Annotated in this window: 12 protein-coding genes; 7 read left to right on the top strand and 5 right to left on the bottom strand. The window is 71.5% G+C overall.

All coding sequences use genetic code 11. The features are described from left to right. The first annotated feature begins 2 nt into the window (after positions 1-2). Positions 3-3,092 (top strand): efflux RND transporter permease subunit, encoded by a 3,090-nt coding sequence (locus HJG45_RS11655; RefSeq protein ID WP_171612298.1) that lies wholly within the window; start codon positions 3-5, stop codon positions 3,090-3,092. A gap of 80 nt (positions 3,093-3,172) precedes the next feature. Next, a complete protein-coding gene (locus HJG45_RS11660) occupies positions 3,173-3,766 on the top strand; it encodes a hypothetical protein (RefSeq protein ID WP_171612299.1) in 594 nt (197 codons plus the stop codon). A gap of 70 nt (positions 3,767-3,836) precedes the next feature. Here HJG45_RS11660 and HJG45_RS11665 read toward each other — a convergent pair whose 3' ends face one another. Continuing rightward, a complete protein-coding gene (locus HJG45_RS11665) occupies positions 3,837-4,628 on the bottom strand; it encodes a YidB family protein (protein ID WP_171612300.1) in 792 nt (263 codons plus the stop codon). Positions 4,629-4,789: 161 nt separating this feature from the next. Here HJG45_RS11665 and HJG45_RS29425 point away from each other — a divergent pair, with 161 nt between their 5' ends. Further along, the gene (locus HJG45_RS29425; RefSeq protein ID WP_171612301.1) at positions 4,790-7,048 is read left to right on the top strand and encodes an ATP-binding protein; all 2,259 of its coding nucleotides are present in this window, start codon (positions 4,790-4,792) and stop codon (positions 7,046-7,048) included. Between the two features lie 30 nt (positions 7,049-7,078). On the opposite strand, the gene HJG45_RS11675 is transcribed toward HJG45_RS29425, so the two are convergent. Continuing rightward, positions 7,079-8,272 carry a deoxyguanosinetriphosphate triphosphohydrolase gene (locus HJG45_RS11675; RefSeq protein ID WP_171612302.1) on the bottom strand — a complete coding sequence of 398 codons (1,194 nt, stop codon included), beginning with the start codon at positions 8,270-8,272 and terminating at the stop codon, positions 7,079-7,081. A 129-nt stretch (positions 8,273-8,401) separates the two neighbouring features. On the opposite strand from HJG45_RS11675, the gene HJG45_RS11680 reads away from it, so the two are divergent. Both HJG45_RS11680 and xth read left to right on the top strand, forming a co-directional pair. Further along, complete coding sequence (locus HJG45_RS11680; protein WP_171612303.1) at positions 8,402-8,752, top strand: iron-sulfur cluster assembly accessory protein; 351 nt, start codon at positions 8,402-8,404, stop codon at positions 8,750-8,752. A gap of 39 nt (positions 8,753-8,791) precedes the next feature. Further along, the gene (gene xth / locus HJG45_RS11685; protein ID WP_171612304.1) at positions 8,792-9,559 is read left to right on the top strand and encodes an exodeoxyribonuclease III; all 768 of its coding nucleotides are present in this window, start codon (positions 8,792-8,794) and stop codon (positions 9,557-9,559) included. A gap of 237 nt (positions 9,560-9,796) precedes the next feature. Here xth and HJG45_RS11690 read toward each other — a convergent pair whose 3' ends face one another. Both HJG45_RS11690 and ilvD read right to left on the bottom strand, forming a co-directional pair. After that, on the bottom strand, positions 9,797-9,976 hold the full coding sequence (locus tag HJG45_RS11690) for a hypothetical protein (RefSeq protein ID WP_171612305.1): 180 nt from the start codon (positions 9,974-9,976) through the stop codon (positions 9,797-9,799). Between the two features lie 111 nt (positions 9,977-10,087). Then, positions 10,088-11,806: a dihydroxy-acid dehydratase gene (ilvD, locus tag HJG45_RS11695; RefSeq protein ID WP_171612306.1), complete on the bottom strand. Its 1,719-nt coding sequence runs from the start codon at positions 11,804-11,806 to the stop codon at positions 10,088-10,090. Positions 11,807-11,988: 182 nt separating this feature from the next. Between ilvD and HJG45_RS11700 the strand changes: the two genes are divergently transcribed. Together HJG45_RS11700 and HJG45_RS11705 are read left to right on the top strand one after the other, a co-directional pair. Further along, positions 11,989-12,558 (top strand): hypothetical protein, encoded by a 570-nt coding sequence (locus tag HJG45_RS11700; protein WP_171612307.1) that lies wholly within the window; start codon positions 11,989-11,991, stop codon positions 12,556-12,558. 104 nt (positions 12,559-12,662) lie between these two features. Continuing rightward, on the top strand, positions 12,663-13,655 hold the full coding sequence (locus tag HJG45_RS11705; RefSeq protein ID WP_171612308.1) for a tripartite tricarboxylate transporter substrate binding protein: 993 nt from the start codon (positions 12,663-12,665) through the stop codon (positions 13,653-13,655). 25 nt (positions 13,656-13,680) lie between these two features. On the opposite strand, the gene HJG45_RS11710 is transcribed toward HJG45_RS11705, so the two are convergent. Further along, positions 13,681-16,380: a valine--tRNA ligase gene (locus tag HJG45_RS11710; protein WP_171612309.1), complete on the bottom strand. Its 2,700-nt coding sequence runs from the start codon at positions 16,378-16,380 to the stop codon at positions 13,681-13,683. Positions 16,381-16,392: the final 12 nt, after the last annotated feature.

Here is a 16,392-nt window from a genome sequence, read left to right on the forward strand (position 1 = left end):
ACATGTCGATCAGCGAACCCTTCATCCGTCGTCCCATCGGCACCGCCCTGCTGGCGATCGGCGTCGCCCTGGCCGGCATCGTCGCCTATTTCGGCCTGCCGGTGGCGCCGCTGCCGCGGGCCGACATCCCGACCATCGTCGTCACCGCGACCCAGCCCGGCGCCGATCCGGCGACCATGGCCTCCTCCGTCGCGGCGCCGCTCGAGCGCCGGCTCGGCGCCATTGCCGGCGTCACCGAGCTGACCTCGACCTCCTCGCTCGGCAGCGTCGCCGTCGTCGTGCAATTCGACCTCTCGCGCGACATCAACGGCGCGGCGCGGGACGTGCAGGCGGCGATCAACGCCGCCGGCAGCGACCTGCCCTCGGGCCTGCCCTCGCCGCCGACCATGCGCAAATTCAACCCCGGCGACGCGCCGGTGCTGATCATGGCCCTGTCCTCGGAGACCGCCTCGCCCGGCGCGGTCTACGACGCGGCGGACAGCGTGGTGGCGCCGCGGCTCGCCCAGGTTCCCGGCGTCTCGCAGGTGCAGATCCAGGGCTCGGAGCAGCCTGCCATCCGGGTCACCGTCGATCCCGCGGCAGCCAAGGCGGCGGGCATCAGCATGGAGACGGTGCGGCAGGCGATCAGCACCAACAACGTCACCCAGGCGATCGGCCTGATCGACGGCACCGACCAGACGGCCGCGCTCAGCGTCAACGACCGGTTGAACACGCCCGAGGACTACAACAGCATCATCGTCAAGCAGCAGGATGGCGCGGTGGTCCGCCTGTCCTCCATCGGCCGCGCCACCCTCGACGTGCGGGACCGCCGCCAGGGCGGGTCGGTGGACGGTCGCCCGGCGGTGATGATGATCATCTTCAAGCAGGCCGACGCCAATGTGCTCGAGGTGGTGAACGGCATCCAGGCCGTCCTGCCGCAGCTTGAGCGATGGCTGCCGGGCGGCGTGGTGATCCACACCATCCGCGACCGGTCGGAGACGATCCGCGCCAGCGTGCGCGACGTGCAGCATGCCCTGCTGATCTCGATCCTTCTCGTGATCATGGTGGTGGCCGTCTTCCTCCGCCGCGTCTCCGCCGTGGCCGCGACCGCGACCGCCGTGCCGCTCTCGCTGCTCGGCACGCTGGCGGTGATGTGGCTGGCCGGCTTCTCGCTCGACAACCTCTCGCTCATGGCGCTCACCATCTCGGTCGGCTTCGTGGTCGACGACGCCATCGTCATGATCGAGAACATGTCGCGCCTGCGCGAGCGCGGCCTCGGCCCCTTCGAGGCGGCGCTGGAAGGCGCGCGGCAGATCGGCTTCACGGTGGTCTCCATCACCGTCTCGCTGATTGCCGTCTTCATCCCGCTGCTCTTCATGGGCGGCGTCGTCGGCCGGCTGTTCCGGGAATTCTCCCTGGTCCTCGCCCTCGCCGTGGCGATATCGGGCATCGTCTCCCTCAGCCTGACGCCGATGATGGCGGCGCATTCGGCGCGCAGCCTGCCGCCGCCCCCGGGCCGGTTCGGCCGCGCCTTCGATCGCGCGATGGCGGCGCTGACCGCAGGCTACATGCGCAGCCTCGCCGCCCTGCTGCGCTGGCGGCGCACGATGCTGGCCCTCACCCTCGGCCTCATCGGCCTCACCGTCTGGCTCTATGTGATCGTGCCGAAGGGCTTCTTCCCGGACCAGGATACGGGACTGATCATGGGCACGACGCGCGCCGCGCCCGACACCTCCTACGCCACCATGATGCGGCTGCAGGAACGGGTGGTCGAGGCGCTGCGCAAGGATCCGGCGATCGCCAGCATCGCCTCGGCGGTCGGCAGCGGCAGCGGCAATGCCTCGGTCAGCCAGGGGCGCCTCTTCATCAGCCTCAAGCCGATCGGCGAGCGGCCCGGCGTCAGCGCCAATGACGTCATCAACCGCACGCGCCGGGCGCTCGGCAGCATTCCCGGCATCCAGACCTTCATGCGGGCGGTGCAGGATATCGGCATCGGCGGCCGGGCGGGCAATGCCGCGATCCAGTTCGTCCTCCTCTCGCCCGATCTGGAGGGGATGGAGATCTGGTCGGAAAAGCTGGTGGCGAAGCTGCGGACCGTGCCGGGCATCCAGGACGTCTCCTCCGACCAGCAGCGCGCCGGGCCGGTCTCGCGGCTGGTGATCGACCGCGAGGCGGCGGCGCGGCTCGGCGTCAGCGTCTCGGCCATCACCGCCGCGCTGAACAGCGCCTTCGCGCAGCGCCAGGTCTCGGTGATCTACCGCTCCCGCAACCAGTACCGGGTGGTGCTGGAGGTCGAGCCGAAGCTGCAGCAGTATCCCGGGCAGATCGAGGATATCTGGCTCAGCAGCAGCAACGGCGTGCAGGTGCCCCTCGCCTCCCTGGTGACGCTCGAAGCCGGCTCGGCGCCGCTCTCCGTCACGCATCAGGGCCAGTTCCCGGCCTCGACCATCACCTTCAACCTCGGTCCCGGCGTCTCGCTCGGCGACGCGACCGCCGCGGTGGAGCGCGCCGCCGCCGAGATCGGCCTGCCGGACACGATGCGCACCGAGTTCGCCGGCAATGCCCGTGCCTTCCAGTCCTTCGCCCGTGGCCAGCCGCTGCTGATCCTGGCGGCGCTGGCGACCATCTACATCGTGCTCGGCATGCTCTACGAGCACGTCCTGCACCCGATCACCATCCTCTCCACCCTGCCCACGGCCGGCATCGGCGCCCTGCTGGCGCTGCTGCTGACCGGCACGCCCTTCACCGTCATCGCCCTCATCGGCATCATCCTGCTGATGGGAATCGTGAAGAAGAACGCCATCATGATGGTGGACTTCGCCCTGGAGCATGAGCGCGAGCACGGCCTCGGCGGCGAGGCGGCGATCCTCGAAGCCTGCCGCGAGCGCTTCCGGCCGATCCTGATGACCACGCTGGCCGCGGTCTTCGGCGCGATCCCACTCGCCCTGGCGAACGGTGCCGGCGCCGAACTGCGGCAGCCGCTCGGGATCACCATCATCGGCGGCTTGCTGCTGTCGCAGCTGCTGACGCTCTACACGACGCCGGTGGTGTACCTGGCTCTGGACGGCATCGGTCGACGCCGCCCCACCCCTGCTTTGCTGCCGGCCGAGTAGGCCGGCGGCACGACACGCGCATCCCGTCCCGCTCCCGGTCGTTCTGCCGTGACGCGACGACTGCCCAGTGGAGGACCAGCATGCCGCCTGTCTCCGAACAACGCCTGTCCGAGGCGTTGCGGACCATCTCCCACGCCTTCGCCGATGGCGGGATACCCGACCGTCCCGGCGACCATCCGGATGCCGGGGAGGACCCGGGCCTCGCCGGCATGGATGACGAGCTGCGCGCAGGGCTTGGCGAGGCTGCCCTGGCGGTGGCCTTCGGCGCCTTCGCCTCGCGGGCTGGCGATGGCGGCCCGCTGCATCTGCTGATCGCCAGCATGGGGTTGCTGGCGCTCCAGGCCGGCGAGGAGCCCGACCCGCCGGCGGAGATCCTCGCCATCGCCGCCGAGGATGCGCGGGTCGAGGCCGAGATCGACCGCGCCGGCGAGGCGATTGATGCCGAGTTCGGCCGCGAGGCGCGATGCGAGGCGGTGACGGCGGCGCTCGAGGCGCGGCTGCTCGGCACCGCCATCACCCTGGCGGGCTGCACCATGCCCGAGGGCATCGAGCGTCAGGAGGCGGTGCGGCTGCGCGCTGCCCGGATCCTGGTGCGCCTCGCCGCGGGGCTCGTTGCGATGAATGCCGCGGCGCCGGCGGCCGCAGGCTTCGCCGCGCCGCAGCCCTCACCGTAAACTCGGTTCGCGGCAGGCCCGCCGATCCGCGGCATCCGCGGGATCTCCCGCGAATGCCGCGACCCGAGGGTCAGCGCCGGTCGGGACCGCCGCCGAGGCTGCCGAAGACGTTCTGCAGCAGGTCGTCGATGCCGCTGCCGCCGCTCGCCTGATGCTGCTGCTGGGGCTGCTGCACCTGGCCGCCGGGCGTCATCCGGTCGATCATCTGCGGCAGCAGGGTGCTGAGCTCCTGCAGCAGCGTGCCGCGATCGGTGCCGGCCCGCTGCGCCGCCTCGTCAAGCTCTCGCGGGTCGAAGTTCTGCTCCAGATCCTGAGGCGAGACGGGTTCATTCTGGCCGGTGCCCACCCAGGAATCGACCTGCCGGCCCAGCCCCTGGTCACGCAGACCGGATAGCAGCCCACCGAGGCCACCGAGCGCCCCAGCCCCGGCCGCGCCGCCAAGCAGCCCGCCAAGCAGGCCGCCCAGGCCGCCAAGCCCGCCGCCGGCATTGGCCGGCTGGCCGCCACCGCCCCATGGGCCTTGCGCCGCGCCGCCCTGCTGGCCCCAGGGACCGGCAGAGGTGCCGGACGCCGGCGTGGCGTCGCCAGCCTGGCGGCCCCAGGCGCCGGACGGCGCCGGGCCCTGTGGCGCCGAGGAGCCGGTGTCGTTCCCGCCGAAGATGGTGCCGAGCAGCCCGCCGAGGCCGCCACCTGCCGAGCCGCCCTGCGGCGGCGCCTGGCTTGGGGCTGGCGCCGGAGCCTGGCTGCTCCGCGAGTTCTTCATCAGCATGTGAATCAGCAGCGCCACCGCCGCCATCTTCACCCCGGTCGGCAAGCCGCCCGCCAGTCCGCCGCCCGAACGGCCGAACAAGGATTCGCCCATGGCCCTAACTCCCTCCGCTGGCTTTGATGGCCCCACCCGGTCATCCACCGGGATCCCTGGCACCGCACCCTTCGAGGACCATGGCCGGCTTGCGGCACATGCCCTCCCTCGCGAACGCCGTTCCGGGGAATCTGTGCCCGAATGCGCTTGCGCACAGGCCCGTGACGACTAAGCTCCGCGCCATGATGTTCCGCCGGGAGAAGCAGAGCCCCGACGGTGAGCCAGGCGGCGCGACGCCGGTCACGGCGTCGCGCCGCCCAGGGGGCCATGCGCCGCCGCATCATCCGGGGCGCCATGCGCCCACGCATCTGCTGCTGCTCGGTTTCTCGGTGCTCCTGCCCCTCGGCCTCTTCGTCTGGACGGCCTGGAGCGAACGCCGCCAGGCGCTCGAGGATGCCGAGCACGCCGCCCGGCGCACCATCGCGGTGCTGCACGAGCACGCCGCCCGGGTCTTCGACACGAGCGAGCTGGTCCTCTCGGAAGTCGGCCGGCAGACCGAGGGGCTGGGCTGGGACGACATCGCCCGCGACATCCGCCTCTGGAACTACCTGCAACGCGTCGCCGGCGATCTCGGCCAGCAGATCGATATCACCCTGGCGGATGGCGAAGGCCGGGTGCGGATGACCACCATCCGCTTCCCGGCCGCCCGCGGCGACAGCCTGCTGGGGAGCGAGGAGTTCGAGGCGTTGCGCGCCCGGCAGAGCCTGCCCTTCGTCGGCCTGCAGCCGGAGACGCCTCTGGCGCCGCGCCAGATCACCCTCAGCCGCCGCCGGATCAACGCCGACGGGCGCTTCGACGGCATCCTCCGTGTCAGCATCCCGGTCGCCCAGTTCACCACCTTCTGGGCCCGCTACGCCCCGACCATCCGCTATCTCGTCACCCTGGCCCGCAGCGACGGCCGGGTGATCACACGCGGGCCGGCCGACCGCGAGGTGGAGCGGCTCTCGCCCACCGGCCCCTTCCTCGGTCGCGCCGTGGCGCAGCGGGAGGGCAGCTACAGCGGCGCCTCGCCGATCGACGGCGTGCAGCGGCTGACCGCCTTCTCGCAGGTCCGCGACTATCCGCTGCACCTGGCCTTCTCCGTCGAGACCGCGGCGGCGCTCGATGGCTGGCGCGACCGCGTGGCGCTGCTCGGCCTCTACACCGCCCTCGCCGTCGCCGCGCTGCTCGGCATGGCGCTGATGGTGATGCGGCAGTACCGCGAGCAGCGGCGCGACTCCCGGCGCTGGCGCGACATGGCGGAGCAGCTCGCGGCCGAGATCGCGCGGCGCGAGCAGGCCGAGGCGGCGCTGCGGCGGGCGCAGACGCTCGACGCCGTCGGCCAGCTCACCGCCGGGGTGGCGCACGACTTCAACAACCTGTTGCAGGCGATCCGCAGCGGCCTCTTCCTGCTCGCCCCGAAGGTGCCGGACAGCGCCCGCAAGGTGCTGGATGCCAGCCTGCAGGCGGTCGATCGCGGCGCCAAGCTGGTGCGGCAGCTGATGGTCTTCGCGCGGCGCGAGGCGTTGCAGCCGCGGCCGGTGGATCCGCGCGCCCTGGTGGCGGGAGTCGGCGAGCTGCTGCCGAAGGCGGTCGGCGTGCCGGTCGTCATCGAGACGGCGATCGAGCCCAACATCGCCCCCGTGTTGGTCGACCCGACCCAGGCCGAGCTGGCGGTGCTCAACCTGGCGATCAATGCGCGCGACGCCATGCCGGAGGGCGGCACGCTCACCATCGGCGCCCGCAACGCGCCGCTGGGCTCGGCGGAAGGGCCTCCGGGAGCAGGCGACTATGTCGTCCTCACCATCTCCGACACCGGCATCGGCATGACCCCCGAGGTGCTCGAGCGGGTGTTGGAGCCCTTCTACACCACCAAGCCGGTCGGCAAAGGCACCGGACTCGGCCTTTCCATGGTGCATGGCTTCGTCACCCAGTCGGGCGGCACGATGCGCATCGAGAGCCGACCCGGCCGGGGCACGCGCGTCAGCCTGTGGCTGCCGCAGGCGCCGGCGATGCCCGAGGCGACCGAGCCGCCGCCCGGGCCCGCCCAGGCTGCGGACGGCCAGGCCGGCGCCCGGATCCTGCTGGTGGACGACGATGCGCTGGCCCGGCTGGCGACCGCCGCCGCCCTGCGGGAGATGGGGCACGAGGTTGTGGAGGCCCGCGACGGCGCCGAGGCGCTGATCGTCCTCGACCAGCGGCCCGAACTGCAGGTCGTCGTCACCGACTATGCCATGCCGCAGATGACCGGCGCCGAGCTGGCGCTGGCGATCCGCGCGCGGCGGTCAGGGCTCACGGTGATCATGATCACCGGTTATGCCGCCGGCCTGCCGGGCGGGAAGCCGGAGGCGGTGCGGACGCTGCTCCGCAAGCCCTTCCGCATGGAGGAGCTCGACGCTCTGCTGCGCGCGGCGGTCGGCGAGGAGGTCGTGGCGGGGTGATGCGCCGGACCGGCAGCGACCCGCGCCCGGTCAGCCCGGGATGTTCGGATCGGTCAGCCGGCGATGCTCCTCGAGCGCGTAGCGGTCGGTCATGCCGGCGATGTAGTCGCAGACCACCCGCGCCGCCTGCGGCGAGCCCGGCTCGCCGGCCCTCTCGCGCCACTCGTCCGGCAGCATCTGGGGCCCGCCATGCAGGAGCTGGAAGACCATCTGGCTGGCCCGCTTCGACTTCTGCATGGCGCGGTTCACCCGCCAGTGGCGGTACATGCGGTGGAACAGGAAATCCCGGATCAGCAGGTTCGCCTCCTGCATCGGCGCCGAGAAGGCGACGACCGGCTCCGGCGCGGCGCGGATGTCGTCGGCGCTGCGCGGCGCGATCGCGGCGATGCGGCGCGCCGTCTCGCGCACCACGTCCTGCACCATGGCGTTGATGACCCGGCGCACCGTCTCGGTGGTCAGGCGCTCGCGCGCCGCCGTCGGGTGGTTGGCCCGCGCCTCCTGATAGGCATCGCCGATCAGCGGCAGGGCCGCCGCCTCCTCCAGGGTGAAGAAGCGGGCGCGGATCCCGTCATCCAGGTCGTGATTGTTGTAGGCGATGTCGTCGGCCAGCGCCGCGACCTGCGCCTCGGCCGAGGCATGGCTGGTGAGGTCGAGCGGGTGGCGAGCGTCGTATTCCGCGACATAGGTGGCCGGGCGCCGCACCGGGCCGTTGTGCTTGGCCAGCCCCTCCAGCGTCTCCCAGCAGAGGTTCAGTCCGTCGAAGGCGGCGTAGCGCGCCTCCAGCAGAGTCACGACCTTGAGCGACTGGGCATTGTGGTCGAAGCCGCCATAGGGGCGCATCTGGCCGTCCAGCGCCTCCTCCCCGGCATGGCCGAAGGGCGGGTGGCCGAGGTCGTGCGCCAGCGCCAGCGCCTCCGCCAAGTCCTCGTCCAGCCGCAGCCGGCGGGCGATGGCGCGGGCGATCTGTGCCACCTCGATGGAATGGGTCAGGCGGGTGCGGAAGTAGTCGCCTTCATGGAAGACGAAGACCTGGGTCTTGTACTGCAGCCGGCGGAAGGCGCCGGTATGGATGATGCGGTCGCGGTCCCGCTGGAAGGGCGAGCGCGGGTCGCCGGCCGGCTCCGCATGCAGCCGGCCGCGGGAGGTCTCGGGCCGGACGGCCCAAGGGGCGAGCGGCTCGCCGAGGGGCTGGACAGTCGGCTCGGCGCGGGCCTCGTGCGTCATGCCGGTTGCCTAACAGGCCGGCCAGGGGCCCGCAACAGCGCCGCCGGTTGGAATTCCGGTGCCCTGCCCCCTATCTTCACGGGCAAAGATGACGGCGGCCCGGCGTAGCGGGGCCGCCAGGAGAGATCGATGCCCGATGGTTCCGACCTGCCCTCCTTCCGCGTGACGCCCCGCGCGGCCGCCCAGGTGGCGGAGATCGCCCGCCGCGAGGGCCGCCCGGCGGCCGGGCTCCGCGTCTCTGTCAGCGCCGGCGGCTGCTCCGGCTTCCAGTATGGCTTCGCCCTGGAGGACCAGGCGGCGCCGGACGATCTCGTCGTCGCGGCCGGCGAGACCCGCGTCTTCGTCGATCCGGTCTCGCTCGACCTGCTGGCCGGAGCCGAACTCGACTGGAACGAGGCGCTGATCGGCGCCCATTTCACCATCCGGAATCCGCAGGCGGTCTCCGGCTGCGGCTGCGGGGTGAGCTTCGCCGTCGCCTGACGGCTTATCAAACGGGGCGGCAGCGGCGATGCTGGGCGCATGACCCGCCTCGCTACCTTCAACGTCAACTCCATCCGCCGGCGCGTCCCGCACCTGCAGCGCTTCCTGGCCCGGCACAGCCCGGACCTTGTCTTCCTGCAGGAGCTGAAATGCCGCACGGAGGAGGTTCCGGCGGCCCTGGCGGCGGAGGGTTACAGGCTGCACGCCGTTGGCCAGACGGGCGGGCGCAACGGCGTCGCGGTGCTCGGCCGCATTCCCTTCGAGGTGACGGCGGAGGCCTTGCCGGGCGATGACGGCGATGCCCAGGCACGCTTCATCGCGGTGCGCACGGAGGCGATGGAGATCGCCGGCCTCTATCTGCCCAACGGCAATTCCGGCGGTGCCGAGGGCTTCGCCTACAAGCTGCGCTGGATGGAGCGTCTCTCCGACTGGGCGCAGGCGCGGCTCGACGCCTTCCAGCCCCTCGCCCTGCTCGGCGACTTCAATGTCTGCCCGACCGAGGCCGATCTGGCGCCGGGCGCCCTGCCGCCAACCGATGCGCTGGTGCGGCTGGAGAGCCGGGCCCGGTTCCGCATCCTGCTGCATGCCGGCATGACCGATGCGCTGCGGGCGCTGCATCCGCAGGACGCGCCCTATACCTACTGGGATTACGGCCCGGCCTTCGAATCCAATCGAGGTCTGCGGATCGACCACATCCTGCTCAGCCCGGAACTGGCCGAGCGGCTCACCAAATGCGGCGTCGATGTCGCCGCGCGGGCCGAGGAGCAGCCGAGCGACCACGCCCCGGTCTGGTGCGAGCTCCGCTAGAGCAGATCCCGTTCGAGCGGAAACACTCGAGCGGGTGAAGATACCCTGAAAACAATAGGCTAAAGCATCTGCCGTGAACGCAGGCGAACGGAAGATGCGCTGGACCATGATCCGCTCGCACAGGGTCGCGGATCATGGTCCAGGCCGTTGTTTGATCGCGTGATGCACGCTTTTCGGTGAGTCCGCCTCAAGCGATCACGCTCTAGCCCGGCAGCTGCCGCCGGCGCGGCGCCGCCGCTACCAGCGGCGATAGCCCCAGCCATAGGGCCGGCCCCAGCCGTAATAGGGGCGGGCGTAATAGGCGGGCGGTGGCGGCGGCGCGGCATAGGGCCGCCCGTAATAGGGGGCGGGATAGACGGCGCAGCCGCCGAGCCCCGCAAGCAACGGGATCAGCAGAAGCGATCGCAAGAGACGCATCGGCGGTACTCCTCCTGCCCGCGATCAGACACCGCGCTTGCGGCGAAACGCGGGCAGCCGCCGAAAGGCGCCGCTTACAACCGCGTCACCGGCCCGCCCCGATGCGCCGGCCTATTGATCGGCATAAACATGCGTCTCCGCCTTCGCGCCGGGATGCGTCACGGCGCCGAGATGCGCCGGCCCGACGAGCTGCGCGTATTTCCAGAGGGCACCGGCATTGTAATCCGTCCGCCGCGGCTGCCAGGCGGCGCGGCGGCGGGCGATCTCCGCCTCTTCCACCAGCATGTCGATCGTGCCCTTCTCGGCATCGATGACGATGCGGTCGCCATCCTGCAGCAGCGCGATGGGCCCGCCCACCGCCGCCTCCGGCCCGACATGGCCGATGCAGAAGCCGCGCGTCGCGCCGCTGAAGCGCCCATCGGTGATGAGCGCCACCTGCTCGCCCATGCCCTGGCCGTAGATCGCGGCGGTGGTCGAGAGCATCTCCCGCATGCCGGGCCCGCCCTTCGGACCCTCATAGCGGATGATGAGGACGTCGCCCGCCTTGTAGGCGCGCTGGTCGACCGCCTGGAAGGCTGCCTCCTCGCTGTCGAAGCAGAGCGCCCGCCCTTCGAAGCGCAGCGTCTTCATGCCGGCGATCTTCACGATCGCGCCGTCCGGCGCCAGGTTGCCCTTCAGCCCGACCACGCCGCCGGTCGGCGACAGCGCCTTGCTCACCGGATAGATCACGTCCTGGTCGGTCGGGAAGACCACATCCGCATGGTTCTCGGCCAGCGTCTTCCCGGTGACGGTGATGCAGTCGCCATGCAGCAGCCCGGCATCGAGCAGCGCCTTGATGATCACCGGGATGCCGCCGATCTTGTAGACGTCGTAGGCGACGTATTTCCCGCCCGGCTTCAGGTCGCCGATATAGGGCGTGCGGCGCATGATGTTCACGACATCATCCATCGTGAAGTCGATGCCCGCCTCATGCGCCATGGCGGGCAGGTGCAGCCCGGCATTGGTCGAGCCGCCGGTGGCGCCCACCACCACCGCGGCATTCTCCAGCGCCTTGCGGGTGACGATGTCGCGCGGGCGCAGGTTGCGCCGCACCAAGTCCATCACCGCCTTGCCGGATTCGAGCGCCCAGCGGTCGCGCTCCTCATAGGGCGCGGGCGTGCCGGCGGAGCCCGGCAGGGCCAGGCCGATCGCCTCGCTCACCGTCGCCATGGTGTTGGCGGTGAACTGGCCGCCGCAGGAGCCGCTGGAGGGGCAGGCGACGCATTCCAGGGCGTGCAGCTCGGCATCCGACATGTTGCCCGCGGCATGCTGGCCGACCGCCTCGAACACGTCGACCACGGTGACGTCGCGCCCCTGGTACTTCCCGGGCAGGATGGAGCCGCCATACATGAAGACGCTCGGGACGTTGAGGCGCAGCATCGCCATCATCATCCCCGGCAGCGACTTGTCGCAGCCCGCGAGGCAGACCATGGCATCGTAGCAGTGGCCGCGCATGGTCAGCTCGACCGTATCGGCGATGGCTTCGCGCGAGGCGAGCGAGGACTTCATCCCTTGATGCCCCATGGCGATGCCATCCGTCACCGTGATGGTGGTGAATTCGCGCGGCGTGCCGCCCGCCTCCTTCACCCCGACCTTCACGCTCTGCGCCTGGCGCGCGAGGTCGATGTTGCAGGGGGCCGCCTCGTTCCAGCAGGTGGCGACGCCGACGAAGGGCTGCTCGATCTCCGCCTCGGTCAGGCCCATGGCGTAGTAGTAGCTGCGATGCGGCGCGCGGTCGGGCCCCACGGTGGTGTGGCGGCTCGGCAGCCTGGACTTGTCCCACTTGGTCATCGGGCGTTTCCCTGGGGTAAGGCGTTCCGCCATCTTCCCTTCCTGCCGGCCGGGCGCAAGGCGTCCCGTGGCGGCCAGGCACCAAGCCGCGGCCACGGCGCGAGGCCGCAACGAATGCATCCCGATCCGGCCCCGATCCGCGATAGGATGGCGGCGAGAGAATCCAGACAGGAGATCGAGGCATGCAGGCGAGACTGGTGGCGACGCTCGGCATCGCGCTGCTCGTGGCCGGCCCCGCCGGGGCCCAGCTCACCCTTCCGGACAGGCTCGCCCTGCCGGACAGCCTGACCAATCCGGACACGGCGCCGCTGCCGCAGCCGCCGCCCGAGCCGGAGCGCTGGGAGCCGGACAGCACCACCGCCCGGGCGATCACCGGCCAGGTCAGCTTCACGCCCGAGCGGATCACCTTCGGCAGCCGCGCCTCCCTGGCCCTCGAGCCGGCCGGCGAGGCCGCCGACTTCATGGTGGACGGCCAGCGCGTCAGCGCGACCTTCTACAAGGTGACGGTGCCGGGCAATCCGGTGCTGCTGCGCGGCAGCCGGCTCTGCGGCAACGGCCGGCCGGTGCGCCTCATCGCCGTCTGGACGCCGCGGCCGATCGGCGAGCGGGCCCCGGCGACGGGCCGCGCCTTCGCCGCCTTCTCCAGCCAGGCGATCCCGAAATCCGCCGATGAGGGCGAGCTCTGCGGCACCTTCTATTACGAGCGGCAGCAGGCGCCGGCGGCGGCGCAGGGATCGCGGCGCGGCCGCTGAGCGACCTGGGGCAGCGGCCGGCCAGCCGTTTCCACTGGCCTGCCGGCCCGCTGGCGCCGCAGACTGCTCCGCGAACGGCCGCAGAGCCGCCCGGAGGAGACGCCATGACGCCGCCCGTAACGACCCGCCGCCGCGCGCTCGCCCTCGCTTTGGGCGCGCCGGCCCTCGCCGCGCCGCGCCTTGCCCGCGGCCAGGGCACCGACTGGCCCAGCCAGGTGGTGCGCTACATCAACCTCTACGCCCCGGGCGGCGCCAACGACATCCTCTCGCGCGCCTGGTGCCAGGCGATGACCGAGCTGACCGGCCAGCAATTCGTGGTCGAGAACCGCACCGGCGCCGGCGGCACCGTCGGCAGCGACGCCATCGCGAAATCTCGCGCCGATGGCTATACGGTCGGGCTGGGCGGCGTCGCCAACCTCGCCATCGCGCCCTCGCTCTTCCCCAACCTGCCCTACGACCCGGCGCGGGACTACAGCTTCATCTCCGGCCTCTATCGCCAGTCCAACATCCTCATCATCAACAACGCGGTCCCGGCGCGCAGCGTGCCGGAGTTGATCGCGCTGCTGAAGGCCAATCCCGGCCGCTACAACTACGCGACCGGCGGCGCCGGCACGACGCCGCACCTGACGGCCGAGCTGTTCAAGACGCGCACCGGCACCGAGATGCCCTTCGTGCAGTATCGCGGCGGCGCCCCGGCCCTGATCGACCTGATGGCCGGGCAGGTGCAGGTGCTGGTCGACAACATCGCCGGCCCGATCGGCGCGGTGCGCGACGGCAAGGTGCGGGCGCTGGCCGTCGCCAGCCTGGAGCGCAGCCCGATGCTGCCCGATCTGCCGACCCTGGCCGAATTCCTGCCCGGCTTCGATCTGTCGAGCTGGAACGGGCTGATCGCCCCGGCCGGCCTGCCGCCGGCCCAGGTGCAGCGCATCGCGGAGCTGTCGCTGAAGGCCCTCGCCAACCCGACGCTGGTGAAGGTCTATACCGAGAACGGCGCCTCCCCCTGGCGGGTGGGGCCGGAGGAGTTCGCCACCTATGTCCGGGCGCAGGAGCCGCGGATGCGCGAGCTGGTGAAGCTCAGCGGCGCGGCGGCGGGATAGCGCGGATCGCGGGAGGGCGTGCGCCCTATCCGGCGATCCGCGCCAGCGCCGCGTCGAGCCGCGCCATCTCGGCCCGCGCCGCCTGCAGCCGCTCGCGGTTCTCCTCCACCACCTCCTCGGGGGCGCGAGCGATGAAATCGGCATTGCCGAGCTTCGCCTCGACCTTGCGCGCCTCGCCCTCGGCCTTGCCGCGCTCCTTCGCCAGGCGGGCGCGCTCGGCGGCGAAGTCGATGACGCCGGCAAGCGGCAGCATCACCGTCGCCTCACCCACCACCACCTGCGCCACACCCTTGGGCGGCTCGCCGGTGAGCGGCGTCACCTCGGTCACGCGACCGAGGCGGCGGATCGCCTCGCTCCAGCGCTCGATGCGCGCCAGGCTCTCCGGCGCCGCATCGCGCAGCAGCAGCGGCGTGGTGACGGAGGGCGGGACGTTCACCTCGGAGCGCACGGCGCGCACCTCGCCGACCAGCCGCACCACCCAGTCCAGCTCCTCGCGCGCCGCCTCGGCTCCCTCGACCGCGACCGGCACCGGCCAGGCGGCGCGGATCAGGCTGCACTCCGGCCCGTAGCCGAAGCGGTCCCAGAGCTCCTCGGTGACGAAGGGGATGGCCGGATGCAGCAGCCGCAGCACCGTGCCGAGCACATGCTGCGCCGCGCCGCGGATCTCGTCCTTCTCGGCGCCATCCGGGCCGTTCAGCACCGGCTTGGCGAATTCGATGAACCAGTCGCAGAAGCTGTTCCAGACGAAGCGGTAGCAGGCGCCGGCATACTCGTCGAAGCGATAGGCCTCGAGCGCCGCCGTCGCCTCCGCCACCGCGCGGTTGGCGGCATCGAGGATCCAGCGCGCCAGCGGCCCCCGCGCCGCCGCCGTGTCGAAGCCGGGCTCCGGCCGCACGCCGTTCATCTCGAGGAAGCGGGCCGCGTTCCACAGCTTGGTGACGAAGCCGCGATAGTCCTCGACCCGCTTGCGGCCGAGCTTCACGTCGCGGCCGGGGCCGGTGAGCGCGCAGATGGTGAAGCGGAGCGCATCGGCGCCATAGGCGTCGATCAGCTCCAGGGGATCCATGACGTTCCCCTTCGACTTCGACATCTTCTGGCCCTTCTCGTCGCGGACCAGGCCGTGGATGTAGATGTCGCGGAAGGGCACATCCCCCATGAAATGCATGCCCATCATCATCATCCGGGCGACCCAGAAGAAGATGATGTCGAAGCCCGTGACCAGCACGTCGCCGGGATAGTAGCGCGCGACCTCCGCGGTCTTCTCCGGCCAGCCGAGGGTGCTGAAGGGCCAGAGAGCGGAGGAGAACCAGGTGTCGAGCACGTCCGGGTCGCGGGTCAGCGCCACCTCGGCGCCGAATTTCGCCCGTGCCGCGGCCCTCGCCTCCTCCTCGGTCCTCTCGACGAAGATGCTGCCATCCGGCGCGTACCAGGCCGGGATCTGGTGCCCCCACCAGAGCTGGCGGGAGACGCACCAGGGCTGGATGTCGCGCATCCAGGCGAAGAAGGTGTTCTCCCACTGCTTCGGCACGAAGCGCATGCGGCCATCCTCGACCGCCGCGACGCAGGGCTTCGCCAGGGTCGCGGCGTCGCAATACCACTGCCAGGTGAGACGCGGCTCGATCGGCACGCCGCCGCGGTCGCCATGCGGCACCTGGTTGGTGTGCGGCTCGATCCTTTCCAGGAGCCCAAGCTCTTCGAGCCTGGCGACGATGGCCTTCCGCGCGGCGAAGCGGTCCTGACCGGCGAGGGAGCGGACGAAGTCCGGCTCGGCCACGCCCTCGACCTCGCGCAGATCGCCGGCGATCTCGTCGAGGCAGATACGCGCCTCGGCATCCAGCACGCTCGGCATCGGCAGGTCGTGGCGCCGGCCGACCTCGAAATCGTTGAAGTCGTGCGCCGGCGTGATCTTCACCGCGCCGGTGCCCTTCTCCGGGTCGGAATAGCTGTCGGCGACCACCGGGATGGCGCGGCCGACCAGCGGCAGGATCACCCGCCGGCCAATGAGACGGGCGAAGCGCGGATCCTCCGGGTGCACCGCGACGGCGGTGTCGCCGAGCATGGTCTCCGGCCGGGTGGTCGCGACGGTGATGACCTCGCCCGGCGCGCCCTCCACCGGGTAGCGCAGATACCAGAGACTCCCCTTCATCTCCCGGCTCTCGACCTCGAGGTCGGAGATCGCGGTCTGCAGCTTCGGGTCCCAGTTCACCAAGCGGCGGTCGCGGTAGATCAGCCCCTGTCGGTGCAGGGTGACGAAGACCTCCCGCACCGCGGCCGAGAGGCCCGCATCCATGGTGAAGCGCTCGCGCGGCCAGTCGAGGCTGGCGCCGAGCCGGCGGAGCTGGCGGGTGATGGTGCCGCCGCTCTCCGCCTTCCACTGCCAGACCCGCTCGACGAACCCCTCACGGCCCAGGCTGCGGCGGTCCTGGTTGCCCTCGCTGGCCAGCAGCCGCTCCACCACCATCTGGGTGGCGATGCCGGCATGGTCCGTCCCCGGCTGCCAGAGCGCGTCGCGGCCCTGCATCCGGCGCCAGCGGATCAGCGCGTCCTGGATGGTGAAGGTCAGCGCATGACCCATATGCAGGCTGCCCGTGACATTGGGCGGCGGGATCATGATGGTGAAGGGGGCGGCGCTGCTCGTCGGGTCGCAGGCGAAGGCGCCCGAGCGCTCCCAGCCCTCGTAGAGGCGGGTCTCGAAGCTGCCCGGGGTCAGGGTCTTGTCCAGCATGGGCGCATCCGT

It is taken from the genome of Roseicella sp. DB1501, from assembly GCF_013112485.1.
GTDB lineage: Bacteria > Pseudomonadota > Alphaproteobacteria > Acetobacterales > Acetobacteraceae > Paracraurococcus.

Bases quoted from the DNA above. Each gene is read 5' to 3' on its own strand.
- HJG45_RS11705 (WP_171612308.1), top strand. From the start codon at position 12,663: ATGACGCCGCCCGTAACGACCCGCCGCCGCGCGCTCGCCCTCGCTTTG.
- HJG45_RS11655 (WP_171612298.1), top strand. From the start codon at position 3: ATGTCGATCAGCGAACCCTTCATCCGTCGTCCCATCGGCACCGCCCTG.
- xth (WP_171612304.1), top strand. From the start codon at position 8,792: ATGACCCGCCTCGCTACCTTCAACGTCAACTCCATCCGCCGGCGCGTC.
- HJG45_RS11680 (WP_171612303.1), top strand. From the start codon at position 8,402: ATGCCCGATGGTTCCGACCTGCCCTCCTTCCGCGTGACGCCCCGCGCG.
- HJG45_RS11710 (WP_171612309.1), bottom strand. From the start codon at position 16,380: ATGCTGGACAAGACCCTGACCCCGGGCAGCTTCGAGACCCGCCTCTAC.
- HJG45_RS11675 (WP_171612302.1), bottom strand. From the start codon at position 8,272: ATGACGCACGAGGCCCGCGCCGAGCCGACTGTCCAGCCCCTCGGCGAG.
- HJG45_RS11660 (WP_171612299.1), top strand. From the start codon at position 3,173: ATGCCGCCTGTCTCCGAACAACGCCTGTCCGAGGCGTTGCGGACCATC.
- ilvD (WP_171612306.1), bottom strand. From the start codon at position 11,806: ATGACCAAGTGGGACAAGTCCAGGCTGCCGAGCCGCCACACCACCGTG.
- HJG45_RS11665 (WP_171612300.1), bottom strand. From the start codon at position 4,628: ATGGGCGAATCCTTGTTCGGCCGTTCGGGCGGCGGACTGGCGGGCGGC.
- HJG45_RS11690 (WP_171612305.1), bottom strand. From the start codon at position 9,976: ATGCGTCTCTTGCGATCGCTTCTGCTGATCCCGTTGCTTGCGGGGCTC.
- HJG45_RS11700 (WP_171612307.1), top strand. From the start codon at position 11,989: ATGCAGGCGAGACTGGTGGCGACGCTCGGCATCGCGCTGCTCGTGGCC.